Origin of the sequence: Comamonas fluminis (assembly GCF_019186805.1) — a bacterium.
GTDB lineage: Bacteria > Pseudomonadota > Gammaproteobacteria > Burkholderiales > Burkholderiaceae_C > Comamonas > Comamonas fluminis.
This window is the reverse complement of record NZ_CP066783.1, coordinates 2,011,923-2,038,246: the sequence shown is the minus strand read 5'-3', so window position 1 is coordinate 2,038,246 and position 26,324 is coordinate 2,011,923. Positions and strand designations below refer to the sequence as shown.

Here is a 26,324-nt window from a genome sequence, read left to right as displayed (position 1 = left end):
CACATGTCCGCAAATAGCAGACACACCCAAGTTGGCCGGTATCCGGGCTAGGCGAATCGTCCTCTTGCCAGCCTTCCCAGCGCGCAAGCGCCAGTGGCTATCAGGGAAAAGGAGGAATGCAATGGCACTCCATTCGCCGACCGTTGCGGGGGCAGCGCAGGCCCGGCGCACCAGTCAAATCTGGCAAACACCTCCCTGCTTCCCGTTGAACTGAGGCGGCAGAGCAGCCGCATCGAGCACCAACAGCCGCGCATTGTAATGAAGTTCAACCCGTGCTCATCCTTCATTCGAAGGAGCCGGGTGACGATTTTTTACCTTAAAAACTCAGTTTATGCAGACGCAATCTGCGTATGGCGCTACGATTTTGCGAAATCAGGCACTCATCTGCAAAAAGACAGGTTTCACCGGTATTCGCTGCCCCTGTGCGGCAACCCTCCCGAAACATGTACAAGTCAGGTTTTGCGTGCAATTTAATGCCCACCTACTGACTGCAAGACCTACAATGGCAGAGTCTATGACCCCCCAGCCTTCTCTTGATCTCATTGCCGAGCGCGTGGAGCGTCTGTTGGTCCGCCATGAAGAACTTCAGCGCACCAATGCCTTGCTCACCGACCAGGTCATCGCCCTTACTCAGGAGCGTGATTTGCTGCGCCTGCGCCTGCAGGCAGCACGCGCCCGCGTGGACGCGCTGATCGAACGCTTGCCCGCTAACCAGGGAGAGTGACACTGTCACCTTCCGCCTCCAGACCCTGTCACAGACGCCCATGAAGCAGATCGATGTGCAAATCATGCAGCAAAGCTATGTGCTGACCTGCCCCGATGGCCAAGAAGAACGCGTGATGGAGGCCGTCCGCCGTGTGGACGATGCCATGACCCGTGTACGCGACTCCGGCAAAGTCCGCTCGCGTGAGCGCGTGGCGGTGCTGGCAGCGCTGAACATGGCCTTCGATGTGCTGGACCGTGATGCCCAGCAGGCCCACATGGCAGCAGCCCAGGCCGAGATGCAGTCCATGCAGCAGGAGCTGGCGCCCCCCGCAGAGCTGGACGAAGCCGCAAAGGCCGAGCAGCAGCGCCAGCAGGAACTGGCTGAGCAACTGGTGCTCAAGCTCGACCACGCGCTGGAAAACGACGCACGCCTGCTCTGAAAACTGTCAAAGCCTGAAAACATCAGGGCAAAGCTGTTTTGCCGACTGCAGGTTTAACATTCCCCGTTAAAATAGCACCTGTCTGCAAATCTGCCGGTTTTTATATTTCCTTGAACCAATGCTCACTGAGCACGGGCTTGGTAAATCACCTATTGAGCGTGATCGTCTCGCGTCAGATGAACCCAACGATAGGTTGCCCTCGCCCACCTGAACCCCCGGTTCAGGATGACGAACCGGTGGCGTTTGCAGACACCTTGTTTCTGAGGGCAGTTGACTATCCAGACAACGAACACAACTGCCTGATCTGAATTTGAAGCCCGCTGATGCGGGCTTTTTTCATGGGTACTTCAGGTTGATGCCGTGAACAGAGGTTTCTGAATGGCGCCGGGCTTAATGATTGCCCAGCCAGGCCACGCTATTGAGGAAAAGTCGCACCAGCTCTGTCTGGCGGCGAACACCCGTCTTGGAAAAAATCGAGCGCAGATGGGCCCGCGCCGTATTCGGGCGAATGTTGAGTGTTTGCGCTGCTTCCTCCAGCGACAGGCCATTGGCCAGCTGAATGGCGAGCGATGTCTCGGCGGGTGTGAGCTGGAACAATTGCTGGGCAAGTTTGACCGGGGGATCAGGGCGGCCCGTGGTGTCTCTCACAAACACCGCCACGCTGGGGCGCTGCTTGCCTTCGGTCCAGTCATCGGGCGATATGTTCTGCACCACCACACCCCAGTTCAGCTGGCCTGACTGGCGCCCCACCGACATGCCCTCGGTCATGACGCGCTGGGTATCCTGCGGGTGCATCAGCGCGTCCTTGATCAAGCGCTGCAGCTTGCGGTTGTCATTGGCATAGGCCGCTTCCAGCTCCCCGTTTTTGACGCGCAGGCCATCGCCGCTATTCAAAATGGTGGTGGCGGCTGGGTTGCTCTCGATGACCATGCCGTTCTGATCGAGGATGACCACCCCCACCATCAACTGCGCCGTGGCCCGGCCATACAGAGAGATCAGCTGACGATCACGGTTGAGCGCCAGGTGCATATTGAGCGCCCGCTTGATATGCGGAAGCAGCAGCGTCATCAGCGCTTTTTCACGGGCGCCGAAAGGCTCTGCCTGCTCTGGGCGAGTGGCACGAAGGCCGTAGCAGCAGCCGTCTTCGGTCTCGATGTCTATGGCGAGGATGTGAAAGACTTCTACATGCTTGCACCATTCCGTGTAATAGCGGCAGGTGCGCCATTCGCGCTCGGAAATTCGCTCGGCCAGCGTGACGGCGGTATCGAGCGGAATGCCGCGCAGCGGGCTGCAATATCCATAGGGGTCATGGGCCAGCAAGGCCTTGCGGGTGCTGGCGGCCGAGATCACCAGACCGATGTTGTCCCCCATGGTGTCGCGAACAATGAGGGAGCCGTAATTCCCCCCGGTCTGCACGCGCAGCAGCTCCAGAAACGACTTCCAGGCTTCGGCATCTGTCGCGGCCAGATAAAGCGCGCCAACCAGCTGACTGAAGTTCTCGGTAGAGATTTCCAGGTCAGGATCGAGCAGCTCCACCGGCTGAGATGGAGCCACGCCGCCCACTGGTACATCCTTCAAAACACAGTCCTGCGCCGATGTCTTGTAGGTGGAGAATCCGGTTTTGGAAAAAGCGCTCTCAGCCATGCACACCTCAAACAAACAACAAGTAGCGCTGAGCGCCAGCGCCCCTTATTCAGAAAATCTGGCTTACCGCTTCTATATCAAGCGCTGAAAGCTATGATTTAAATAGCATCTGGCGGTGTGCTCAAACCCATGCACTTCAGCAGAATCTGCTGACACAGGATTGTTGCGGCCAACAAGTTCGCCTGCATCGTCAAGATAGACGATAGAAATTCCCAACCGCTCTCAATCCACGCGCTGCATGGAGCGAAGAGCCTCAGGCGCTTGCAGCTCCGGGTTGAGCAATTGACTCTCCACCACCTCATGCCTTGACTGCAGGCGCTGCCGAAACTGCCCGGCAGGCAGTGCTGGCGAGCACAGATAGCCCTGGTAGTAGTCGCCACGCATCTGGGCAATGGCTGCGCACTGCTGCTGGGTTTCCACCCCTTCGGCAACAGTCTCCAGCCCCAGAGCACGTGCCATGCTGATGATGGCGCCCACAATCGCCTTGTCTTCCGCCTCATGCGGCAGGCCACGCACAAAGCTCTGGTCGATCTTGATCTTGGAGATGGGCAGCTTCTTCAGATACGACAGATTGGAATAGCCGGTGCCAAAGTCATCAATCACCAGGCCCACGCCCAGCTCTGCAATCTGCTGCACGCGCAAAGACATTTCCTGCACATCCTGCAGCAGGATGCTCTCGGTCAGCTCCAGCTCCAGCCATTGCGCAGGCAGCGTGCTGCGCTCCAGCGCACTCACCAGCCGCCCCACAAAATCAGGCTGACGGAATTCAAGCGCAGAGACATTGACGGAGACCTTCACCGGAGTACCCTGCGCCAGCCAGCGAGCAGCCTCCAGCAAGGACTGATCGAGCACCCAGGCATCCAGCGCCACCACATAGCCGGACTCTTCGGCCAGGGGGATGAAGACAGCGGGCGACACCACACCCAGCTCAGGGTCCGTCCAGCGCAGCAGCGCCTCGGCGGCCACAATCTGGCGGGTCTGCATATGCACCTGCGGCTGGAAAAAGACTTCCATATGCCCACGGTCCAGCGCCTGGCGCATCGCATGCTCCAGCTTCATGCGCGACAGCAGGCCGGCACTCATCTGGGGCTGATAGAAGCTGAAATTTCCGCGCCCACGCTCCTTGACGCGGTACATGGCGATATCCGCCTGCCGGATCAGCTCATCCAGCGTCTGCCCATCCGCCGGAAACTGCGCCGCGCCGATGCTGCACTGAACGGAAAAGCCCAGCCCATCCAGCATGAAGGGCTGACGCATGCTCTCCAGAATGCGCTCGGCCACGCTGGCCGCACCTTCGCCGCTGCAACTGTGCAGATAAAGAACGAACTCATCACCCCCAAGGCGGCACAGCAAATCGCTGGGGCGCAGCGAGGCCGACAGGCGCTCGGAAACCAGACGCAGAACGCGGTCCCCAAAATCATGCCCCAGCGAGTCATTGATGATCTTGAAGCGGTCCAGATCCAGAAACAGAATGCTGAAGCTCTCACGGCTCAGCTGGGCCACTTCGATGGCGGACTGCACATGACGGTTAAGACTGAGCCGGTTGGGCAAACCGGTCAGCGCATCCTGAAAAGCCAGCTCCTCGATTTTTTGCTGGGCTTTTCTCTGCTGCGTCATATCGCGGATAAAGCCCATGCTCTGCACCACGCAACCATAGCCGTCGCGCAGCGCAACCCAGGACAGCCAGACGGCGCAGCGCTGCTGCCCTGCGCCCCGCTTCAGCCACAGATTGCCTTCCCAGAAGCCACCAGACTCCCAGCGCGCCTGCGCCTGTGCATGCAGATCGCCCATCTCGCCCGCATCAGACTCAAACAGGGTGCAGGCAAACTCGCCCAGCACATGCTCATGCAGCAGCAGTTGTCGCCCTGCGGGATTGATCTGCACAATCCGGCCCTGATCGTCGGCAATGAAAATGCCATCCAGGCTGGACTCAAACACACGGGCGGCCAGACGCTGTTCGCTGGCTGCCAGCGATTCCGCAGTGATATCGCGGTAGGAGTAGATACGGCCAATCGCCACGCCACGGCTGAGCTGAGGCACAGAGCGGCGCTCGATCACACGCCCTTCTCTGAGCTGCAGCACTTCGGTGGTTTCTGGCGCTGACAGGTCGGGCGCTTCCTGAAGCAGCGTGAACTCGCTGCCACTGCTGGTGATCTGGGTCTCCAGATGGCCAAAAATGGCTGCGTCATCGCGCTGCGTCAGCAGCTCGCCAGGCAGCTGCCAGAGCTGGGCAAAGCGGTGATTGAAGGCGCGAATGCGGCCCTGAAGATCACAAACCAGAATACCGTCTGCCGTGGACTCCAGCGTGGCACGCATTTCAGCCAGCAAGGCCTCCAGCTCCGCCTCATGCGCCATTTGCTGGCTGCGGTCCAGCATGGATACCAGCAGCAGAGGCGGCGCCGTATGCACGCATTGCACTGCCATTTCCACCGCGCAGGACACATTGTCCGCACGCAATATCTGCGAGAGAAAGCGCGCTCCATGCTGCCAGTTCCCTGCGTCTTGCCAGAAGGCTTTTTGCACCAGCGTGTCGCACAGCACATCAACATGCTGACCCAGGGCCGAAGCTGGCGAATAGCCAGTGAGTGCCTGACTGGCTGCATTGGCGCAGACGACTTGCAGCGTCCTGGCATCCAGCAGCCAGACGGCTTCTTGCAAACCGTCGAGCAAGGCATTGAACAGGGTTTCGTTCAAACGATCTGTAATGGCTTTCGACGGCTGTGAGCTCACGATGAAACCTTCTCTGCACCAGCCACTGCTGAACTATCAAAAAAATAGCACAAATGCTTATAGGGCTGTAGGGTAGCAAGCACTTTTGGCAAAACCTGGTCTTTATTCAAGCCGCGCCGCACGCCCAGTTCAGACTGCTGATGCAGCTCCACCAGTTGCTGCCCGCTTTGCCCGGCGGCTGCGCCATAAGCCATGACAGTGGGCTTGAGCACTTTTTCCATATTCACGCTGACGATCAAGCCCTGCCTGCCGTCCGTAAGTTCCACCCAGGAACCCGGCGGATAGACCCCCAGGGTCTGAACAAAGGCGCTGAGCAGCTCTGGCGAAAACCTCTGTCGGTACGGACCATACAGACTGGCCAATGCCTCATGGGGGGTGAGCGCAACCATGCCGCGAGCCGGTGGATTGCACAGCCGCTCGTAGTGGTTGACCAGCGCAAGAATCTGCCCGCTTCTGTCCATATCCGAAGCCAGCAGGCCCAGCGGGAAACCACTGCCATCAGCGCATTCATGGTGCTGGGCAATAGCCGTTGTGACGGCAGGCGCATAACCCATGGCCTGCGCCAGCGCAACACTTTCACCAACATGGCTGGCATAGGGCTGAGGGGGCTGCGCCCGGCCCGGCACAAGCTCGTTGAGCGCACAGCTGGAGGGGAAAATATTCAGTCGTTGCTTGCCCAGATCATGCAGCAGCGCCGCAACGCCCAGGTCATGCAGGGCACCTGCATCAAAGCCCAATGTCTTGCCCAGCAGCAGGGCCAGCATTGCAGTGTTCACGCCATGTGCGCTGGCAGAGCCGCCACTTTCATCGAACAGCAGATGCAGGCTGAGGTCGCGCTCCGCGGCCAGATGGGTCACATAGTTATCAATTGCGGCATCGCTGCGCGAGCGTGCCAGCTGTGGCTGGGTCTGCGCCAGTGCCTGAACGGCATCAAAACTGGCCTGCGCTGCATGAAAGCCAGAGCGCAGTACCTCTATATTGGCCGACCAATGCTCCATCTCCTGCGCATGGGCCGAAAGGCGGGGTGCATCTGCAACTTGCTCGGCCTCAGCCTCGCCATCGACTGGCGGCAATGAAACATCGCTGCGTCTGGGGTCGTATTGAATGTGGCTCAGCTTCAGGGCCTGCAGTGTCTGCAACTGCTCCTGCGTTGTGATCTTGAAACTATTGACCGGAAATGGATGGCTGAGCCAGCCCATCTCCAGATGAACATACATGCCGATACGCAGCTGTCCGATATCAATAGCGACGAAACGATTCACGGTGAGCGAGTCATACAGAATGCTGCATTATGCGCAGCTACACCCTCTTGTAAGACAAGACCCTACATATTTTTTGCTACCCGCAGGCTTATCTGCACCACAGGCTGGGTTTGTAGACCAGATCCATCCAGAGCGCCCAGGCTGCCACCGCTATCAGCATCACGCCCGCAATGCGCGTGCCCCACTCGGCACGGAAATGGTTGATGCGGCTCTGGCTCAGCTTCCACAGCCATGGGCCACCCACCAACCAGGCACCGCCGCCCAGCGCAAAGGCGGCCATGGACAAGCCACCCTGCCATGCCCCACCGCTGAGAGCGGCCACCAGCACCGCCGAATACAGCAAACCGCAAGGCATCAGCGCCCAGGCAAAGCCCGCCGCCATACTGCCGCCGGGCGCACTAACCCAAGGCTGAACCCTGGCCCAGGCTGCACGACCTGCGCGCTCCAGCCACACGGGCTGACGGGCTTGAACCACCATGGCCAGACCCCAGGCCATGACAGCCACATGCATCAGTGTCCAGAGCTTTTGCAGCGCCGTCGTCTGGCTGGTGAGCCAGGACAGGCTTTCCATGGCCACCGCAGCCACCGCGCCCAGCGCCGCGTAGCCAGCGATTCGCCCCAGGTGAAACAGGCTGGCACGCAGCCACTGGCGCTTGCGCAACCCGTGCATCACCACAGGCCGCTGGCCCGGCGCCAGAGCGTGACTGCCAGTGACTGCACTGCAGGGCGCAGCGCACATTACAAGACAATGGGGCCCACCCACGAGCCCCATGATCAAAGCAGTCCAGACCAGCGAAAACAACATGCGCTAGATGATGCGTGAAAAACGCGTACGGTTCTTGTCGGCCTGCAAATAGCGGTCAAACAGCATGGCTACTCCGCGCACAAAGAACCAGCCCAGCGCCGTAACCTGAAAGCCCTCTTCACCCAGCGTCAGCAGGCCATTGGACTGCATTTCTTCCAATGCCTTTATCTCAGGCGCAAAGTACTCGCGGAAGTTAATCAGCCAGGCCTGCTCCATGGGCTCATACAGCACCGCACCCTGGCACATCACAGCCATGATGACGGCGCGGCGCACCATGTCATCGCGCGACAGTGCGAGCCCCCGCTGCACGGGCAGCAGGCCACCGTCAATGGCGTCGTAATACTCTTCCAGCGTCTTGACGTTCTGGCTGTAGGTCGCGCCCACCTTGCCGATGGCCGATACCCCCAGCGCGATCAGGTCACAGTCTGGCTGAGTGCTGTAGCCCTGAAAGTTGCGATGCAAACGCCCCTGGCGCTTGGCAACGGCCAGCGAATCGCTGGGCAGCGCGAAGTGGTCCATGCCCACATAGACATAGCCGCCTTCCATGAAGGCATCAATCGCGCCCGAGAGCATATTGAGCTTGTCCTGCCCCATGGGCAGATCGGCAGACTCAATGCGGCGCTGCGGCTTGAAGCGTTCTGGCAGATGCGCATAGGCATACAGCGCAATGCGATCAGGGCGCAGGCTGTTGACCTGCTCCAGCGTGCGTGCAAAAGACTGCGGAGTCTGCTTGGGCAAGCCGTAGATCAGGTCCACGTTGATGGAGACAAAGCCCAGCTCGCGCGCTTTTTCCACCAAGGCAAATACCTGGTCTGCAGGCTGCTCACGGTGCACGGCTTTTTGCACATCAGGGTCAAAGTCCTGCACACCAAAGCTCAGGCGGTTGAAACCCAGCTCCTTGAGTGCCAGCAGGCGCTCGTTGCTCACGGTGCGAGGATCAACCTCGATGGAGTATTCGCCTGCGGGGTCGAGCTTGAAATGCTCGCGCAGCAGCTCCATGAGCTGGCCCAGCTCTTCATCGCTGAAGAAGGTTGGCGTGCCGCCCCCCAGGTGCAACTGGCTGACCAGTTGGCCCTTGCCACAATGCTCGGTATGCATGGCAACTTCGCGGCGCAGATAATCAAGGTATTGCACCGCTTTTTCGTGGTGCTTGGTGACGATTTTGTTGCAGGCGCAGTAGTAGCACAGCGACTCGCAGAACGGCACATGCACATAAAGCGACAGAGGCAAGGCCCGGGCACCAGAATGTGCCTTGCGCTGCTGCAGCGCCAAGGTATAGTCCTCAGGACCGAAAGCCTCAACAAAACGGTCGGCTGTAGGGAACGACGTGTAGCGAGGCCCCGCGATATCAAAACGGCTTAGCAACTCGGGCGTAACTGCGGTCATAACTTGTCTGTCAGGGTGTACTCACATTGCAGCCAGCGCCTGAGCCTGGCTGTTTTGCAGCGAAGCCCGACACCTATTGTTGTTGCAGTGAGCGCGTGTTATTGGAATCAGTCTCTTCAATGTGCCCCAAGGCAAAATTCCTGTCCTTGATTCACATCAAGGGATAACAAGGCAAGTGCTGCGACAATTTGATCCATCTCATTACCAACCCTAGAGGTCAATGACCGGCGCGACTTCATACCCATGTCTGTCTGTGCCGCTGCTTTAAAGCCATGAATCTTCAGACCATCAAAGCATCCTGCTCCAACTGCAATCTGCGTGAACTGTGCATGCCCATGGGCCTGGACGACGACCAAATGGAGCGCATCGACGAAATCGTGGCCACGCGCCGCAAGATCAAGCGCGGCGGTCTGCTGTTTCGCAATGGCGAGGAGTTCACTTCGCTGTACGCCATCCGCACGGGCTTCTTCAAGACCTGTGTGGCCACCGAAGATGGTCGTGACCAGGTCACGGGCTTTCAGATGGCCGGTGAAATCATTGGTCTGGATGGCATCGTCAACGATCACCACACCTGCGACGCTGTGGCGCTGGAAGACGCAGAAGTCTGCGTGATGCCTTTTGACAAGCTGGAGCAGCTGTCGCGTGAAGTCACCGCCCTGCAAAACCATGTGCACAAGGTGATGAGCCGCGAGATCGTGCGTGAGCACGGCGTCATGCTGCTACTGGGCAGCATGCGCGCTGAAGAGCGCCTGGCCGCCTTTGTGCTGAACCTGGTGCAGCGCCTGGCCGCACGCGGCTTCTCCAAGTCCGAGCTGGTGCTGCGCATGACCCGCGAGGAAATTGGCAGCTATCTGGGCCTGAAGCTGGAGACCGTCAGCCGCACCTTCTCCAAGTTTGCCGAGGAAGGCATTGTGGAAGTCAAGCAGCGCCATCTGCGCATTCTGGATACCGAAGCGCTCAAGCGCATCGTCAACAGCCAGCAGTGCCAGAACTGATCGACAAGCGCTGACTGAGCCCATGACAAAAGCCCGCATCACGCGGGCTTTGTTGTTTGAGCGCGGCGCACTTGCCGCAGCCAGCTCATTCGGGCAACGGCTGCGAGACAATGCCGTCGTTCAAATCCTGAGCCGAGCGCGCCAGCATGCGCGTCATCACGCTGCACAGCAGCATGACCAGCCAGAAGGCAAAGAAGGCCGCCGTGTAGATGGCGCTGCGTGACCATTCCAGCGGCGCACCCAGCCAGTGCACATCCAGCGGGTCCACAAAGGCAAAAACCACCATTTCCATGACTGCAGCGGCCAGAAAAGCAGGCCAGGCAGTCCACATCCAGCGCTGAGTGTCCATCACGAATCTCCATGGGCTGTCGGGGGATGAACACATTTTGCACAGCAATTTCAGCCACTGAACAGCCCCAGTGCGGGCAAGCCCCGAGCAGATAAACCCGCAGGAACTCTTGATTTGATAGCTACTGGCGCCTTCCCATCCTCCACTTCAAGCCAGATTGTCTTGAAAGCCCTTGCGGATCAACCGCCCACAGCTCCTCTTTTTGAAAATCAGGGCATGAAAAAAGGCCGCTCAGCGGCCTTGGTCAAGCTTCAGGCCGCCAGAAGGAGGGCCTGACAAGCCATTCATCAGCGATCGGTGGGGTGATCCTGCGCGGGCGTTGCCGCATGGTTGCGACCGGTCACAGCGGGCGCCAGGCTTTTTTGCGATTCGCTCAGGCGCTGGTTGATCTCGATGCCGTGACGGTAGTAGTCAGGGTCAATCACGGGATCGGGCTTGCTCATGGCGATATAGGCCGTGACAAAACCGGCAACGACCACAATCGCCGGGCCGGCAAAAACCAGCCAGACATGGGCGTACTTCCACCAGGGCCTGCCGTCCTCGGGGTGCTTGGGTTTGATTGCGCTTGCTGCGCGGGCTGATGTTGCCAACATGGCAGACCTCTTTCAATCGATGAACTCTGCCCGGGAGGCTCCGCAGGCAGAGTTATTGTTGCGGATAGTCGATAACCTTGCCGCTCAGCGCGGCACGAGGAAGACGGCTTTTTCGGAGACGCGACCACCACCGGCCTGCACCGCATCCAGATTGAAGTGGATGGTGTGCGAGCCCGCATCGGCCGAGCCATAAGGAATCTGCAGACGCACGGCAATGCCGCGTGTCTCTGCCGGGCCCACGGTGACTTCCTGCTCGGACGCCACTTCCAGACTCTGCAGGCCCACCGCAGTGATGCGATAACGTTGCTCGGACTCTGTCGCATTCATGATCTGCAGACGATAGACGTTCTCCAGCTTGCCGCCTGCCACGATGCGCGAGAGCGCTGCGCGGTCGCGAATCACGTCCACCTTGACGGGCTCGCGCAGAACCAGGCTGGCAATCATGGCCGCGCTCAAGGCGATCAAGACTGTGGAGTAGATCAGCACGCGGGGGCGGAAGATACGGCGAATCATCTGCGCATGCTTCCAGGCCTTGGCCACGGCGTTCTGCGTGGTCAGGCGAATCAGGCCACGCGGGTACTCCATCTTGTCCATCACGGAGTTGCAGGCGTCGATGCACAGGCCACAGCCAATACATTCGTACTGCAGGCCCTTGCGGATGTCGATGCCCACAGGGCAGACCTGCACGCACAGCTTGCAGTCGATGCAGTCGCCCAGACCTTCGGCCTTGTAATCCACGCCCTTCCTGCGGGGACCGCGACCTTCACCACGCACAGCGTCGTAGCTGACGATCATGGTGTCCTTGTCGAACATGGCGCTCTGAAAGCGCGCATAGGGGCACATGTATTTGCAGACCTGCTCGCGCATATAGCCTGCGTTGCCGTAGGTGGCAAATCCGTAGAACAGCACCCAGAAGATCTGCCAGTTGCCTTGCAAGGACAGCAGCTCAACCGCCAGTTCGCGAATGGGCACAAAGAAGCCCACGAAGGTAAAGCCCGTCCACAGGGACAAGGCAATCCACAGAAACTGCTTGAGCGACTTCTTCCAGATTTTCTCGAAGGTCCAGCCATTCTTGTCGATGCGCATGCGAGCGCTGCGGTCACCTTCGACCTTGCTCTCGATCCACATGAAGATTTCGGTATAGACCGTCTGCGGGCAGGTAAAGCCACACCACAGGCGTCCGGCGACGGCCGTAAACAGGAAAAGCGCTAGCGCGCTGATGATGAGAAGACCGGTGAGGTAGATGAAATCCTGTGGGTAAAGCACCAGCCCGAACAGGTAAAAGCGCCGCGCTTCCAGATCAAAGAGCAGCATTTGACGCTCGCCCCACTGCAGCCAGGGCATGCCATAGAAAAACAGCTGCGTCAACAGCACCATGACCCAGCGCCAGCGTGCAAACACACCGCTGATGGAGCGTGAGTAAACTTTTTGCTCAGAGGCAAACAAAGGCACATAACCAGGTTCTGTACCGTCTTTAGGCTCGGGGGTGATCGGGATGATCTTGCGCGGTTTCCCGGGGTCGCATGACATCGCAGTTCCTTAATATTTTTGTAATTACTGAAATTCCCAGCGCAAAAAAGGCGGTGCCACTGACACCGCCTTTTCACTCAGATCATTTCTGTGTCTGCACGTTGGAGAGACTCCACACATAGGAAGCCAGCACAGCGATTTGCGCCTCTGTCAGCTTTTCCTTCTGGGCAGGCATTTCGTTGTGCTTGCCGTTGTTGACGATGTTGACGATGGCCGCTTCACCCCAGCCATGCAGCCAGATGTCGTCGGTCAGGTTAGGTGCACCCATGGCCTGGTTGCCCTTGCCGTCCATGCCGTGGCAGGCTGCGCAGGCCACGAATTTGGACTTGCCCAGCGAAGCCTTGACAGCATCGTGAGGGCCGCCCGACAGGCTCAGCACATAGTTGGCCACGTTGCGCACATCGTCAGCCGTGCCCACGGCAGCGGCCATGGGGGGCATGATGCCGATGCGGCCGTTGGTGATGGTTTCCTTGATCTTGTCAGGGGTGCCACCGTGCAGCCAGTCGCCGTCTGCCAGATTGGGGAAGCTCTTGCTGCCGCGTGCATCAGAGCCGTGGCACTGTGCGCAGTTGTTCATGAACAGACGCTCGCCGATGGCCATGGCCTGGGGGTCCTTAGCCATTTCTTCGGTGGGCATGCTGGTGAACTTGGCATACAGCGGCTCCAGATCCGCCTTGGCCTTGGCCACTTCCTTGTCATAGGCGCCCGTCTGGCTCCAGTCCAGCTTGCCGTTGAAGGCACCCAGACCTGGGTAAGCCGCCAGATAGGCCAGACCAAAGACCACGGTGATCACAAACAGACCCATCCACCACTTGGGCATGGGGTTGTTGAGTTCACGCAAGTCACCGTCCCAGACGTGGCCAGTGGTGTTATCACCCGAGGGGACAACCTTCTTGCGCGCCACCAGAATCAGCAGCAGCAAGCAGCCAAAGATGCCGATCAGCGTGATGGCGGCCACATAGACCGACCAGAAATTGTTGATGAAATCGCTCATGAGATGTTCTCGTTATGGTGGTCAGACTCAGTCTTCCTGCAGGAAGGGGACCTGAGCTGCTTCGTCAAAACGGGCTTGGTTGCGGCGGGCATACGCCCACCACCAGATGCCCACGAAACACGCCATTGAAGCCAGCGTGGCCACGATACGCATGGTGGTGATATCCATTTCCAGCCCTCCTGTCTTACTTGACGGCGCGGCCCAGGACCTGCAGATAGGAGATCACAGCCTCCATCTCGGTCTTGTCCTTGACTTCAGCCTGAGCACCAGCGATTTCTGCATCGCTGTACGGCACGCCCACCTTGCGCAGCGCAGTCATGCGCGTGGCAACCGCCGTGTCATCCACCTTGCTGGTTTCCAGCCAGGGGTAGGCAGGCATATTGGACTCGGGCACCACGTCACGCGGGTTGTTCAGGTGAATGCGATGCCATTCGTCGCTGTACTTGCCGCCCACGCGGTGCAGGTCGGGGCCAGTACGCTTGGAGCCCCACTGGAAGGGGTGGTCATACACGAACTCACCGGCCACCGAGTAGTGACCGTAGCGCATGGTTTCTGCGCGGAAGGGGCGAATCATCTGCGAGTGGCAGTTGTAGCAACCTTCGCGCAGATAGACGTCACGGCCCATCAGCTGCAGCGGGGTGTAGGGCTTGAGGCCCGCAACGGCTTCTGTCGTGGACTTCTGGAAGAACAGAGGCACGATTTCCACCAGGCCACCAATGGCCAGCACGAACAGAGTGAGCGCGATCAGCAAGAAGTTGCTGGTCTCGATCTTCTCGTGAGAAAAGCTCTTGGGAGCTGCGTTATTTTGATCAGACATTGCCAGTGCTCCTCAATGCTCAGGCGTGGGCCACGGCCGCAGGCACGGCCACCTTCACGGAACGACCAGCCGTAGCAGTCTTGAAGGTGTTCCAGGCCATGACCAGCATGCCGCCCAGATACAGCAGACCACCGGTGACACGAATCACGTAGAAGGGATAGGTCGCCTTCACGCTTTCCACGAAGGTGTAAGTCAGCGTTCCATCGGGGTTGACAGCGCGCCACATCAGGCCCTGCATCACGCCGGCAATCCACATTGCGGCGATGTACAGCACGATGCCGATAGTGGCCATCCAGAAGTGCAGCTCGATCGCGGGCACGGAGTGCATTTTTTCGCGGCCGAACAGACGGGGAATCAGGTAGTAAAGCGAGCCCATGGTGATCAGACCCACCCAGCCCAGAGCGCCGGAGTGAACGTGACCCACGGTCCAGTCGGTGTAGTGCGACAGTGCGTTCACCGTCTTGATGGCCATCATCGGGCCTTCGAACGTGGACATGCCGTAGAACGACAGGGACACGATCAGGAAACGCAGGATGGGGTCATCACGCAGTTTGTGCCATGCACCCGACAGCGTCATGATGCCGTTGATCATGCCGCCCCAGCTGGGAGCCAGCAGAATCAGCGAGAACACCATGCCCACGGACTGTGTCCAGTCAGGCAGCGCGGTGTAGTGCAGGTGGTGAGGACCCGCCCACATGTACGTGAAGATCAGCGCCCAGAAGTGCACGATCGACAGGCGATACGAGTACACGGGACGACCCGCCTGCTTGGGGATGAAGTAATACATCATGCCCAGAAAGCCAGCGGTCAGGAAGAAGCCCACGGCGTTGTGACCGTACCACCACTGAACCATCGCGTCCTGCACACCGGCGTAAGCCGAGTAGCTCTTCATCCAGCCCGCAGGGATGGAGATGTTGTTGACGATGTGCAGCAGGGCCACGGCCAGAATGAAGGCACCGAAGAACCAGTTGGCCACATAGATGTGCTTGACCTTGCGGATGCCGATGGTGCCAAAGAACACGATCGCGTAGGACACCCAGGTCACGGCAATCAGAATGTCCAGAGGCCATTCCAGCTCAGCGTATTCCTTGCCCTGGGTGTAACCCAGAGGCAGGCTGATCGCTGCGCCGACGATAACCAGTTGCCAGGCCCAGAACGTCAGGCTGGCCAGCTTGGGCATGAACAGCTTGGTCTGGCAGGTGCGCTGCACCACGTAGTAGCTGGTCGCAAACAGCGCCGAGCCACCGAAGGCAAAGATCACGGCATTGGTATGCAGCGGACGAAGACGTCCATAGCTCAGCCACGGAATGCCGAAGTTGAGTTCTGGCCAAGCCAGCTGGGACGCGATAAACACGCCCACAGCCATACCTACCACCCCCCATACCACGGCCATGATAGAGAACTGCCTTACGACGGTATCGTCGTAATAGACAGTGTTTTTAGTTGTTGCTTCCATCGGGCACCTCTTAGATTTCTTGCAAAGTGTTCATTGGTTTCTCATCAGGCTCGTTGAGCCAAATCAATCGTCTCGAAGAATGCGTTCACCTTCTTGCTCCACGCTCTCGAACTGCCCCCGGTAAACCGCCCACCACAGGGCAGCCACAATGGCCAGGACCAGTACGACAGAAAGCGGGATCAACACATACAGAACGTCCATCAATGGCCTCCTTGAGTCAGTGGCATGACGGTGCCCCGCGGCGCAGAATGCGCGGGGTCTGACGCGTTGCTATCAGTTGCCCGCATCGGCAACGCACGTGCAAGACGGGCTGCGTTGGCGACGACCAGCAAGGAGCTCAGCGCCATGCCGAGCCCTGCCAGCCAGGCAGGCATCCAGCCCATCAGGGCCAGAGGAATAGAGATCGCGTTATAGGCTGCTGCCCAGGCCAGGTTCTGGCGCACCACGGACAGGGTCCGGCGGGCCAGCAACAGGCTTTGCAGCACTAACTCCAGGCTGTCTCCCAGTACCACGAAGTCTGCTCGCGATTGTGCCAGCGGCACTGCTCTACCAAACGCAAAAGAGACATGCGCTCCAGCTAAAACTGGGCCGTCATTCAGACCGTCGCCCACCATGGCAACCTGATGGCCCCGGGCCTGCGCAGCCTGCATGGCCGCCAGCTTGTCCTGCGGCTTGCAATCGCCCCGCGCCTGCTCGATACCGAGCTTGGCCGCAACCGTCTGCACAGCCGCTGCGCGGTCACCCGAAAGCAGTTGCACACTTACGCCGTGCTTTTTCAGGTCTGCGATGACCTGCGCGGCTTCGGGGCGCACATCTTCGCTCAGGTGGAACTGCACCAGCGGCGTCCAGCCACCTTGAATTTCTTCAGCCAGCATCACGCTCTGGCCTGCTTGCTCAGGGGCCAGTTCAGCCACGCCGCAGTGCGCGGCCGAACCCAAACGCAGATGGCGACGCTGTGCTTGATCTGCAGATTCCAGCCAGACATCCAGGCCGCTACCCGCCACTTCCTGCACGGTATCCAGTTGCCACGGGCTGCTGGCAGGCAGTTGAGCCACTTCAGCCGCCTTGACCAGAGATTTCGAAGCCGGATGCATGGACTGGCGGGCCAGCAAGGCGGCCAGCGCCAACACCTCATCTGCGCCCTGCCCTGCGGCCAAAGTCTGCGCACGCAGCACCAGGCCATCACGGGTCAAAGTACCCGTCTTGTCAAAGACCAGCGTGTCCACACTGGCCAGCGCTTCCAGCCCTTGAAGATTCTTGACCAGCACGCCACCGCGTGCCAGCGTGCCTGCTGCGGTGAGCATGGTCACCGGCGTGGCCAGCGACAGCGCGCAGGGGCAAGTCACGATAAGCACCGCCACTGCCACCATCATGGCCTTGCCATGATCGACCGGCCACCACCAGATGGCGGCAGCCAGCGCCGCCAGCAGCACCACCACCAGAAACGGACGCGCCACCTTGTCAGCCACCTGGGCCAGACGCGGCTTTTGCATGGATGCGCTTTCCATCAGATTGACGATCTGGGCAAAACGGGTGCCCTCGCCTACGCTGTCCACGCGCACATCAACAACGCTATCCAAGTTATAGCTACCCGCGGTGACTACATCACCCTCTGCACGCAAAACAGGGGTAGATTCACCGGTCAACAAGGCTTCATCCGCATGAGTGCTGCCGCGCACAATCGTGCCGTCTGCGGGGAAGGCCTCGCCTGTGAGCACACGCACCACATCGCCCGCGCGCAGGCGGCGGATAGCGACGCGTTCGTACTCCACACCATCGGGCAGCTGGCGCAGCACCGAGTCGGGCAGACGATTCATCACGGCCTCCAGCGCCCCGGCGGTGCGATCGCGCAGGCGCAGCTCCAGCCAGCGGCCGGTCAGCAGGAAGAAGACAAACATGGTCAGCGAGTCAAAAAAGACTTCGTGGCCAAAAGGCCCAGCAGGGTCAAACGTGCCCAGTGTGCTGATGACAAAGGTAATCAGCATGCCAATGGCCACGGGCAAATCCATGCTCACGCGGCGCTGGCTGATGTCCTTGAGCGCGCTCTTGAAAAACGGGCCACAGCAAAACAGCACCACCGGCAAAGAGATCACCCAGGAAGCCCAGCGCAGCAGCGTTTCGTATTCCATCTCCAGATCGCCGGGCTTGGCCGTGTATGAGGGCCATGCATACATCATGACCTGCATCATGCAAAAGCCCGCCACCAGCCAGCGCCACAGCGCCCGGCGTGTTTCGGCCTGGCGAATCTCGCGCGCAAACGCATCGCGCGCGGGCATGGCGCGGTAACCGGCACGCGCCACAGCCTCCATCCACTGGGATGGAAGCACTTGGGCGTGCCGCCACACTACCCGGGCACGTCGCGTGGCGGCACTGACTTCGGCTCCCTCGACTCCGGGCACGGCTTTCAGGGCCTCCTCAATGGTCAGCGCGCATGCAGCGCAGTGCATGCCTTCCAAAACCACAAAAGAATCCCAGACCGGCGATTCGGTCGGATTCTCAGGAAGCGGAGCCTGGGGGTTCTGATTGGCCGGTCGGCCGAAAGAGCCCCATTCGTGCGGGTCGTCCAGCAAAAGGCTTGAGGCTTGAGGCTGGACGGGGGAACCAGATTCAATAGCTGCCTGCTCGGCCAAGTGGGGCTGATCAGGATTTGTCTGGTACATGTTTCAAGCGTAACTGGCGCGGATGATACCCACCTTGACATTAATCAACCGTTAACAGCCCCAAGGAACTATGCTTATAGGCCTACAGAACAACTGCGCAAAGGAGCACCTTATGTACAACCGCATTTTGATAGCGACTGACGGCACCGAACTCTCCGACAAGGCCGTGCACGCAGGCCTGGATCTGGCTGCACTGTGTGGCGCACAGGTTCTGGCACTGAAAGTGGTCTCTCACTATCCACGCAGCTATCTGGAGGGCAGCGACCTGCTGGACATCAAGGAAGCCAAGCGCATCGAAGATCAGTGGACTGAACAGGCACAGACGCTGCTCAACGGCGTCAAGGCCTTCGGCCAGGAGCGCAAGGTGAGCGTGACGACCGAGATTGCGCATTCCGACCTGGTGGCCGAGTCCATCGTGGAAGCCGCCAAGAAGCATGACTGCGATCTGATCGTCATGGCTTCCCACGGCCGCAAGGGCCTGCAGCGCCTGCTGCTGGGCAGCGAAACACAGCATGTGCTGACGCACTCGCCCGTTCCCGTGCTGGTTCTGCGCTAACCAGCTCCCCCTGAGCCGCTTTGCGGCTTCCCCCTGAGGGGGACGGCACCATTGCTGCGGGGCGGCGGGGCCGCCTAGGCCCTTGCTGGGTGCTCCTGCTATTCGATGGTGCAGGCCTGCCTGTTTAGCGCTCACAAATAAAAAGCAGCTCTCGCAAGAGCTGCTTTTGTTTTGACCTCATTCCAATCTGAAAGGCTTTAATGACTTGCACTAGCTGCTTCAATTTCAGGAGTCAAGTTCAAAGTCAAAGTCTTTAAACCCACCTAATCTAGGCAGTGGTAAACCATTGGTAGCGCAGAAAGAACGCGTCCGTGCTTATCAGCAGATGCACCTCGCTCCACTCCAGCTCCTGCAGCAGCCAGGCTTGGCTTTGATCGCCCTCCCCAAGATCCAGCTGTGCATGCTCGCGCAGATGCGCGCAGACCATGCCCCACTGGCTCAGGCTGCCCAGCGGCACGGATAGCTGCTCAGGCGCCCAAGTCAGTCCCAACTCCTGGGCGAATTCAGCCAGCGAGGAATACTGGCCCGAATCGCGGCGGCTGATATCCAGCTGCAGCGTCTCTTCGCTGCAGCTGCTCTCAAACTCCCAAGCATCCAGACGAATGGAGCGCATGGCTTAAACCGGTTTACGCAAATTCCTGGGCGTACTGGTCGCGCAGCAGCTTTTTTTGCACCTTGCCCATGGTGTTGCGCGGCAGGCTGTCCACCACATAGCAGCGCTTGGGCACCTTGAAATTGGCCAGTTGCGCCTTGAGGGTCTCCAGAATCTTTTGACCATCGACCTGCGCACCTTTGCGCGGCACGATCACGGCCACGCCCACCTCGCCAAAGTCCGGGTGCGGCACGCCCACCACGGCGCTTTCGTCCACGCCCGCCAGATCGTTGATAAAGCCTTCGATCTCTGCCGGATAGACGTTGTAGCCGCCCGAGATGATCAAGTCCTTGCTGCGCCCCACGATGGTGAAATAGCCGCGAGCATCCTGCATGCCCACGTCACCGGTCTTGAACCAGCCGTCGTGCGTGAACTCTTCGGCCGTCTTCTCGGGCATGCGCCAGTAACCTGCAAAGACATTGGGGCCCTGCACTTCGATATTGCCAATCTCGCCTGCGGGCAATGCCTTGCCGTCGTCACCATGAATGCGCACGCCCACGCCGGGCAAGGGAAAGCCCACTGTGCCGCCACGGCGCTCGTCTTCGTTGCCATAACGAGGATCGGGTGAATAGGGGTTGGAAGTCAGCATGATGGTCTCACTCATGCCGTAGCGCTCCAGAATGGTGTGACCAGTGCGCGTCTTCCAGGCACGGAAGGTCTCAATCAGCATGGGGGCCGAGCCCGAGATGAACAGCCGCATATGCGCTGCCATGTCGCGGTCCAGCCTGGCATCGGCCAGCATGCGCACATACAGCGTGGGCACACCCATGAAGACGGTGGCATCCTTGAAGCGCGCCATCACGGCCTGCGGGTCGAACTTGGCAAACCAGATCATGGGGCTGCCGTTGAGCAGCGCACCGTGAATGGCCACAAACAGGCCGTGCACATGGAAGATGGGCAAGGCGTGGATGAGCACATCGTCATCCTTCCAGCCCCAGTAAACCTTCAACATGGCCGCATTGGTCAGCAGATTGCCGTGGGTCAGCATCGCGCCCTTGCTGCGCCCTGTGGTGCCGCTGGTGTAGAGAATGGCGGCCAGATCATCGGCCCGGCGCTGCACGGGCTCCTGTTCATCGCTGTGGTGGGTGGCGCGCTCCAGCAGCGTGCCGGTGCGGTCAGCACCCAGGGTATAGACATGGCCCACACCGTTGTTGAAGGCCAGCTTGGAAACCCAGCCAAAGCTGCCGGGGTCGCAGACGACGACTGCCGGCTCGGCATTGGTGATGAAGTATTCCACCTCGGCTGCCTGATACGCCGTATTCAGCGGCAAAAACACATGGCCTGCGCGCAGCGTGGCCAGGTACAGCATCATGGCTTCAACCGACTTTTCCACCTGCACCGCAATGCGGCTGCCTTCCGGAAGATTCAGCGACACCAGCAAATTCGCAATGCGGGCGCTGCCGTGATCCAGATCCGCCCAGGTGTAGTAAAGGCTCTGACCGTCTGGCTCAACCGCTTCCACGGCGATTTTCTTCAGGTCTGCAGGAAAGGCTGCGCGCAAGGCGCTGAAAAGATTGGCTTGAGGCATATCGGTCATCGTGATGCGGTCGAACTCAATAACGGTGGAGGCAAAAAAATGCAGCCCCATCATAGGGGCTGGGGGAAAGCACTTCTGTCACAAGCGAGAGCAAGACACCAAGCAAGGGCCTAGGCGGCCCCTCGCCCCGCAGCGAAGCTGTCGCCCCCTTTCAGGGGGAAGCCGCGCAGCAGCACAGAGGGTTAGTCAATTTTCACGCCAGAGGCCTTGACCACCTGCGCCCAGCGCTGAATTTCGCTGTGAATCATGGCTGCGAACTGCTGCTGACTGAGCTTGCCGTACTCGGCCCCGTTCTTGGCCCAGGCAGCTTTGATCTCATCGCTGGCGCCAATCTTGCGAACCTCTTCCAGCATGTGCTGCTGGGCAGCATCAGGCGTGCCCTTGGGCGCCCACAGCCCGTACCAGGTGCTGACGGTATAGTCGGGCAAGCCGGATTCGGTGGCACTGGACACATCGGGGAATGCAGGGTTGCGCTGGTTGCCCGCCATCATCAGCGCTTTGATACGCCCGCTCTTGATGTGCTGTGCCGATGAGCCCAGCCCGTCAAACACCATATCGACATTGCCTGCTATCAAATCTTGTAGCGCCGGGCCCGCGCCCTTGTATGGGATGTGCAGGATATTAGTCTTGGTCTGCAGCTTGAAAAGCTCACCCGCCAGATGGTGAGAGCTGCCAGCCCCTGCAGAGCCATAGCTGTATTTGCCCGGCTTGCTGCGCATATCGACCAGCAATTCCTGCACGGTGTTGAAAGGCACATTTTTGGGGTTGACCACCAGTACCTGAGGCACGCTGGCCAGCAACGCCAGCGGGATGAAGTCGCGCTCCAGGTCGTATTCCAGCTTGGGATAAACCGAGGGCGCAATCACATGGTGGGTGCCACCCATGAAGAAGTTATAGCCATCGGGCGCAGCCTTGGCCGCAATGCCCGCACCCAGCGTGCCGCCTGCACCACCCCGGTTGTCGATCACCAGTGTCTTGCCTGCGATCTTGGCAAATTGCGCCGAGAAAGGCCGGGCAAAAGTGTCTGTGCCGCCGCCTGCGGGAAAGGGTACAACCAGATTCACGGGCTTGTTCGGCCAGTCTCCTGCGGCCTGCGCCAGCCCTGTCCATCCTGCAGCGCCCGCGCCTGCAAAGGCTGCCATGGCCTGCAGCCAGCGGCGGCGCTCCATATTGTGCTGATCTGCCCCACCCATCGATGAAAAAACCTGCATGCATGTCTCCTGCGTGCCCGGTCATCCGCCATGCGAAAGCCGGGCTTTTGATGATGAGCGCAGGTTGCGCAGGAGACAGAGTTCAGAAACTTAGCCCTTGCACAGCGATTCCACCTCCGAAGAGACCGGAATCTTGCCCTGCGCCAGCAGGCTGCGGTGCTTGTCCAGGCGCTTGAGGTCATACAGATAGTTGACCATCAGCCCCATGGATTGCTTGAGTCCCTTGGTCGACAGGTCTGCCGCCCAGTTCAGGCGCTCCACACGCGCACCGTTGCCCAGGTGAAAGCGTGCCACGGCATCCAGCGGTCTGCCCTTGGCAGTTTCCCGCCCCAGATAGCGGGCCGCACAATGCACGGCCACCTGGCGCAGCACCGACTTTTCACTGAGTGAGCCTGGGTCATCCAGCGCCGCCAGCAGTTGCGCAGCCGTCAGCCCGCCAGCGGATTGCTCCAGCGCAGCTTTTTGCTTGTCGTCCAGATCGGCCAGCACCGCATCGCCATTTTTGGCCAGCCAGCTGCGCAAACCTGGGATGGGCGACAGCGTGGCGAAGTTCTTGAGCTTGGGGAACTCGTCAGTCAGCGTTTCGACCACATGCTTGATGAGCGAATCGCCAAAGCTCACACCCTTCAGGCCGGTCTGCGTGTTGCTGATCGAATAGAAGATGGCGGTATTGGCCTTGGACAGATCCGCCGCCGCCGCAGACTCGTCCAGCAGCGGTGCCATGCTGCCCGCCATCTTGTCCAGCAGCGCCACCTCCACAAAAATCAGCGGCACCCTGGGCATGCGCGGGTGGAAAAAACCATAGCAGCGGCGGTCACTGTCCAGCCGGTTTTTCAGGTCTGACCAGCTGCGAATATCGTGCACCGCCTCGTACTGAATCAGCTTTTCCAGCAGCGATGCGGGCGAGTCCCAGTTGATGCTTTTCAGCTCCAGCAGCGCCACATCAAACCAGCTGGAAAACAGATGCTCCAGCTCCGCATCCAGCGCCACATAGCGCTGTTCGGCCTTGGGCAGTGCCAGCAACTGCGCACGCATATTGACCAGAAACTCCAGCCCGCCCTGCGGCTGGGCAAAGCGCTGCAGCAGCCGCGTACGCGAAGAGATCAGCGCACGGCGCAGCGCCACCTCGGCCTGGCTGCGCTCTTCATCGCTGGCGGCCTTGTCATAGCGCTCGCGAGCGGCCTGCAGGGCTTTGGCATCGGGGCCAAACTGCTCGATGGCCAGCAGCCAGAAATCCTTGTGCACGGGCGCCTCGGCCTTGGCATACCACTCCATCAGCGCCTGGGCATGGCGGCCGCCCTCCACATCGCTGAGCGATGCATCGGCCACCTGCTGCATTTCCTGCAGCAGACGACGCAGCTCACGCGGCGAAAGCGCTTCCTGCCCGCGCCTGAGCGTGGCATCCAGCCGCTGCGCCAGCGGGCGCTGCTGCTCATCGGCCTTGCCACCTTCCGCGCCCCGCACCCAGAGCTTGGTCTGCTCAATCCAGTCTGCTGCCCAACCCATGTCCGTCTCCTGTTTGCTTCCAGCTTGATGCTCTCATTCACGAAGCTAATACCGCAGATGCAGTCTTGCTTTGAACTCATTATGAGCAGGTTTTTGACATAAAAAAACGCAGACCGGGTGGTCTGCGTTGTGTCATGAATCCATGGAAATCAGACCCCTGTACGCGGCACGTCGTAGGCCGCTCGCTTGCCGCACACCAGCCACATGACAACGCCGCCCACAATCATGGGCAGGCACAGCCACTGGCCCATGCTCATACCCAGCGACAGAATGCCCAGAAAGTCATCGGGCTCACGGAAGTATTCGGCCACAAAGCGGAACACACCGTAGCCCAGCAGGAAGACAGCGGCCACCTGCCCTGGCTTGTGCTCCTTGCGGGCATAAATCCAGAGGATGATGAACAGCAACAGACCTTCCATCAGCACCTGATAAATCTGCGACGGATGGCGAGGAATCATGGAGCCGCTTTGCGGAAACACCATGGCCCAGGGCAGATCGGCGCTGGCGGCGCGGCCCCATAACTCACCATTGATAAAGTTGCCAATTCGGCCTGCAGCCAGCCCGGTTGGTACGCAGGGCGCTACAAAATCTGCAACCTCCAGCCAGCTGCGCTTGCGCGAATGGGCAAACCACACCATGGCACCAATCACTCCCAGCAAGCCGCCGTGAAAGCTCATGCCGCCTTGCCAGACAAAAAAGATCTCCAGCGGATGCGAGAGGTAATAACCGGGCTTGTAGAACAGGCAGTAGCCAATGCGCCCGCCTACCACCACACCCAGCACGCCGAGGAAAAGAATGTCTTCCACATCCTTGCGTGACCAGGCACGCTCGCCGGTCATGAACTTGAAAGGGGGATGGTGCAGGCGGCGTGTTCCCAGAAACAGGAACAGGGCAAACGCCGCCAGATAGGTCAGGCCATACCAGTGCACGGCCAGCGGGCCAATCTGCACGGCAACAGGATCAATGTGCGGATACATCAGCATGGCTGGCATTGTGCCGCACTGCGCATAAACCCGAAGTAAGAAATAAGAACGTGTTTACGTTCTAAGGTAGCTTCTTGCGGCGGGCACGGCGCGCACGCCCTAAAACACAAGCGGCCCGCACTCAAATCAAGCACGGGCCGATGCTTGCCAGATTAACGCTTAATTCCAGCCCTTTTCTGCCAGCGCACCCAGCATGATCTCGCTCATCTTCACATGGCCATAGGGCGTGGGATGGAAGGCGTTGGAGAACATGTATTTCGACCACCAGTCCTTGGCCGTTTCACCCTTGGGAATATTGCTGGACAGCAGATCGGCGCTGCACTTGTAGATCTCGTCACCCTCAATGCCCAGAAGCGAACATGCGGGCACCGTCACATTGGTGTAGCCGTACGTTGCGGGGGTTGCGATCTGTTGCTGGAAGTCCTTGTAGAAATCTGCCACGGCCACACGTGACTCGTCCTTGAACGCGTCTTTCAGACTGGCATTGAATGCCTGCACCCAGCCATCAAACAAACCAGCCATCGCCTGTGCCTGCTCGCTGCCCTGTGCGTTTTCAATCGCTGCCAGCACCCGGGCAAATTCAGGCGTCAAGGTAATGGCGGGAATATTCAGCAGCGCGATGCGCTTGGCACCCTTGGCCAGTAGTTGATCCTTGATCTGCGCTGCAAATGTGGCGGCGATCTTCTGCATGTACAGCCCACCCGCCTTGGCAAGGCCAGACTGTCCCTCGGCGACCAGCGCATTCAGCGTCGTGGAGTCGAGCTGCGATGACAACTGCATCATCAGCGGCACTGCATTGCCTTGCGCGGCTGTCATAAAGTTTTCGATCAAAACCGCTGCATCGTTAGAGCCCGCCGCGGCCAGCAGCAAATCGTCTTCACTCAGCCCTGCTTTAGCCAGATCCTCAATCTGCTTGAGCACGGAATGCGGTGTCGTGATGATTTCGCCATTCGCCGTCACGGGGTTGACCTGGGCACCCGAGACTGCATAGTTGGAGCAGGAGGCGTCCTCTTTATAGCTGCTCATCGCCTCCGAGCTGCCCTGGTAATGGGCGCACAGATCGTTCAGCTTGTACGAAGCGGCAATGCGCTCCGTCCAGACCTTGAAGGCCTTGCCATCGCTGTCATTGCCTTGAATGGTGAACTTGAAACCAAATGTACCGCTGTCTGAAAGGCTGTCGCCCACCACCTTGATGCTCTTGACCTGCGGCTTTGGCACAGGTGCTGGAGGTGTCGCCGAATCACCGCCACCGCAGGCTGCCAAAAAGCCCGTCGCCGCAAGGGCACTCACCAACAGTTTCAGTTTGACTTTCATGCTCTCCTCCAATCGAGTTCTCAATGTCCAGAAAGTTGGAATTGCACAGGACATACCACTGAAAAATATTGCAATTGCCGCACCTCAACCATGGGAGGTCTGAAACAGAAGTCCTGAGAAAGCAAGGCTCGCAAGTCATTGCGCACGGCTTTGAGGCACCGCCATATATGACAGAAACTGTGCGGCCAATGTCCTTGCT

At 59.5% G+C, this 26,324-nt stretch carries 24 protein-coding genes and 1 riboswitch; of the genes, 4 read left to right on the top strand and 20 right to left on the bottom strand.

The window, feature by feature from the left end; translation table 11 throughout:
* Positions 1-16 precede the first annotated feature (16 nt).
* Positions 17-259, bottom strand: a riboswitch (cobalamin riboswitch).
* 255 nt (positions 260-514) lie between these two features.
* Together JDW18_RS09735 and JDW18_RS09730 are read left to right on the top strand one after the other, a co-directional pair.
* A complete protein-coding gene (locus JDW18_RS09735; RefSeq protein WP_158385648.1) occupies positions 515-724 on the top strand; it encodes a DUF904 domain-containing protein in 210 nt (69 codons plus the stop codon).
* A gap of 40 nt (positions 725-764) precedes the next feature.
* Positions 765-1,145: a cell division protein ZapA gene (locus tag JDW18_RS09730; protein ID WP_218243413.1), complete on the top strand. Its 381-nt coding sequence runs from the start codon at positions 765-767 to the stop codon at positions 1,143-1,145.
* Between the two features lie 390 nt (positions 1,146-1,535).
* On the opposite strand, the gene JDW18_RS09725 is transcribed toward JDW18_RS09730, so the two are convergent.
* From JDW18_RS09725 to hemN, 5 genes are all read right to left on the bottom strand, one after another.
* Positions 1,536-2,789, bottom strand: a complete 1,254-nt coding sequence (locus JDW18_RS09725) for a helix-turn-helix transcriptional regulator (protein ID WP_218243412.1) — start codon at positions 2,787-2,789, stop codon at positions 1,536-1,538.
* 222 nt (positions 2,790-3,011) lie between these two features.
* A complete protein-coding gene (locus JDW18_RS09720) occupies positions 3,012-5,519 on the bottom strand; it encodes a sensor domain-containing protein (protein ID WP_246610415.1) in 2,508 nt (835 codons plus the stop codon).
* Positions 5,516-6,781 (bottom strand): cyclic di-GMP phosphodiesterase, encoded by a 1,266-nt coding sequence (locus tag JDW18_RS09715; protein WP_246610414.1) that lies wholly within the window; start codon positions 6,779-6,781, stop codon positions 5,516-5,518. The genes JDW18_RS09720 and JDW18_RS09715 overlap by 4 nt, the downstream gene beginning before the upstream one ends.
* A gap of 88 nt (positions 6,782-6,869) precedes the next feature.
* Positions 6,870-7,586, bottom strand: coding sequence for a sulfite exporter TauE/SafE family protein (locus JDW18_RS09710; protein ID WP_218243411.1), 717 nt, complete (start codon positions 7,584-7,586; stop codon positions 6,870-6,872).
* A 3-nt stretch (positions 7,587-7,589) separates the two neighbouring features.
* Positions 7,590-8,972 carry an oxygen-independent coproporphyrinogen III oxidase gene (gene hemN / locus JDW18_RS09705; RefSeq protein ID WP_218243410.1) on the bottom strand — a complete coding sequence of 461 codons (1,383 nt, stop codon included), beginning with the start codon at positions 8,970-8,972 and terminating at the stop codon, positions 7,590-7,592.
* A gap of 272 nt (positions 8,973-9,244) precedes the next feature.
* Between hemN and fnr the strand changes: the two genes are divergently transcribed.
* Positions 9,245-9,967, top strand: a complete 723-nt coding sequence (gene fnr, locus JDW18_RS09700; RefSeq protein WP_218243409.1) for a fumarate/nitrate reduction transcriptional regulator Fnr — start codon at positions 9,245-9,247, stop codon at positions 9,965-9,967.
* An 85-nt stretch (positions 9,968-10,052) separates the two neighbouring features.
* Here fnr and JDW18_RS09695 read toward each other — a convergent pair whose 3' ends face one another.
* The 9 genes from JDW18_RS09695 to JDW18_RS09655 all read right to left on the bottom strand — a co-directional run bounded on the left by JDW18_RS09695 (position 10,053) and on the right by JDW18_RS09655 (position 18,366).
* Entirely contained in the window at positions 10,053-10,316 is a 264-nt protein-coding gene (locus JDW18_RS09695) for a hypothetical protein (RefSeq protein WP_218243408.1), read from the bottom strand.
* A 287-nt stretch (positions 10,317-10,603) separates the two neighbouring features.
* A complete protein-coding gene (locus JDW18_RS09690; RefSeq protein ID WP_218243407.1) occupies positions 10,604-10,909 on the bottom strand; it encodes a FixH family protein in 306 nt (101 codons plus the stop codon).
* 84 nt (positions 10,910-10,993) lie between these two features.
* Complete coding sequence (gene ccoG / locus JDW18_RS09685; protein ID WP_218243406.1) at positions 10,994-12,439, bottom strand: cytochrome c oxidase accessory protein CcoG; 1,446 nt, start codon at positions 12,437-12,439, stop codon at positions 10,994-10,996.
* A gap of 82 nt (positions 12,440-12,521) precedes the next feature.
* Positions 12,522-13,433 (bottom strand): cytochrome-c oxidase, cbb3-type subunit III, encoded by a 912-nt coding sequence (gene ccoP / locus JDW18_RS09680; RefSeq protein WP_218243405.1) that lies wholly within the window; start codon positions 13,431-13,433, stop codon positions 12,522-12,524.
* 27 nt (positions 13,434-13,460) lie between these two features.
* On the bottom strand, positions 13,461-13,601 hold the full coding sequence (locus JDW18_RS09675; protein ID WP_218243404.1) for a cbb3-type cytochrome oxidase subunit 3: 141 nt from the start codon (positions 13,599-13,601) through the stop codon (positions 13,461-13,463).
* A 16-nt stretch (positions 13,602-13,617) separates the two neighbouring features.
* A complete protein-coding gene (ccoO, locus tag JDW18_RS09670) occupies positions 13,618-14,250 on the bottom strand; it encodes a cytochrome-c oxidase, cbb3-type subunit II (RefSeq protein ID WP_218243403.1) in 633 nt (210 codons plus the stop codon).
* A gap of 19 nt (positions 14,251-14,269) precedes the next feature.
* The gene (ccoN, locus tag JDW18_RS09665) at positions 14,270-15,643 is read right to left on the bottom strand and encodes a cytochrome-c oxidase, cbb3-type subunit I (protein ID WP_425514799.1); all 1,374 of its coding nucleotides are present in this window, start codon (positions 15,641-15,643) and stop codon (positions 14,270-14,272) included.
* Positions 15,644-15,769: 126 nt separating this feature from the next.
* The gene (ccoS, locus tag JDW18_RS09660; protein WP_158385622.1) at positions 15,770-15,907 is read right to left on the bottom strand and encodes a cbb3-type cytochrome oxidase assembly protein CcoS; all 138 of its coding nucleotides are present in this window, start codon (positions 15,905-15,907) and stop codon (positions 15,770-15,772) included.
* Entirely contained in the window at positions 15,907-18,366 is a 2,460-nt protein-coding gene (locus JDW18_RS09655; RefSeq protein ID WP_218243401.1) for a heavy metal translocating P-type ATPase, read from the bottom strand. The genes ccoS and JDW18_RS09655 overlap by 1 nt, the downstream gene beginning before the upstream one ends.
* A 112-nt stretch (positions 18,367-18,478) precedes the next feature.
* Here JDW18_RS09655 and JDW18_RS09650 point away from each other — a divergent pair, with 112 nt between their 5' ends.
* Positions 18,479-18,922 carry a universal stress protein gene (locus JDW18_RS09650; protein WP_218243400.1) on the top strand — a complete coding sequence of 148 codons (444 nt, stop codon included), beginning with the start codon at positions 18,479-18,481 and terminating at the stop codon, positions 18,920-18,922.
* A 268-nt stretch (positions 18,923-19,190) separates the two neighbouring features.
* Here the strand turns inward: JDW18_RS09650 and JDW18_RS09645 are convergent, their stop codons facing one another.
* From JDW18_RS09645 to JDW18_RS09620, 6 genes are all read right to left on the bottom strand, one after another.
* Positions 19,191-19,535, bottom strand: coding sequence for a hypothetical protein (locus tag JDW18_RS09645; protein ID WP_218243399.1), 345 nt, complete (start codon positions 19,533-19,535; stop codon positions 19,191-19,193).
* Between the two features lie 13 nt (positions 19,536-19,548).
* Positions 19,549-21,102, bottom strand: a complete 1,554-nt coding sequence (locus JDW18_RS09640; protein ID WP_218243842.1) for a malonate--CoA ligase — start codon at positions 21,100-21,102, stop codon at positions 19,549-19,551.
* 191 nt (positions 21,103-21,293) lie between these two features.
* On the bottom strand, positions 21,294-22,253 hold the full coding sequence (locus tag JDW18_RS09635; RefSeq protein ID WP_246610523.1) for a Bug family tripartite tricarboxylate transporter substrate binding protein: 960 nt from the start codon (positions 22,251-22,253) through the stop codon (positions 21,294-21,296).
* A gap of 159 nt (positions 22,254-22,412) precedes the next feature.
* A complete protein-coding gene (locus tag JDW18_RS09630; protein WP_218243398.1) occupies positions 22,413-23,828 on the bottom strand; it encodes a malonyl-CoA decarboxylase in 1,416 nt (471 codons plus the stop codon).
* Positions 23,829-23,977: 149 nt separating this feature from the next.
* Positions 23,978-24,820 (bottom strand): prolipoprotein diacylglyceryl transferase, encoded by an 843-nt coding sequence (gene lgt, locus JDW18_RS09625; protein WP_218243397.1) that lies wholly within the window; start codon positions 24,818-24,820, stop codon positions 23,978-23,980.
* A gap of 150 nt (positions 24,821-24,970) precedes the next feature.
* Complete coding sequence (locus JDW18_RS09620; protein ID WP_218243396.1) at positions 24,971-26,125, bottom strand: SGNH/GDSL hydrolase family protein; 1,155 nt, start codon at positions 26,123-26,125, stop codon at positions 24,971-24,973.
* Positions 26,126-26,324: the final 199 nt, after the last annotated feature.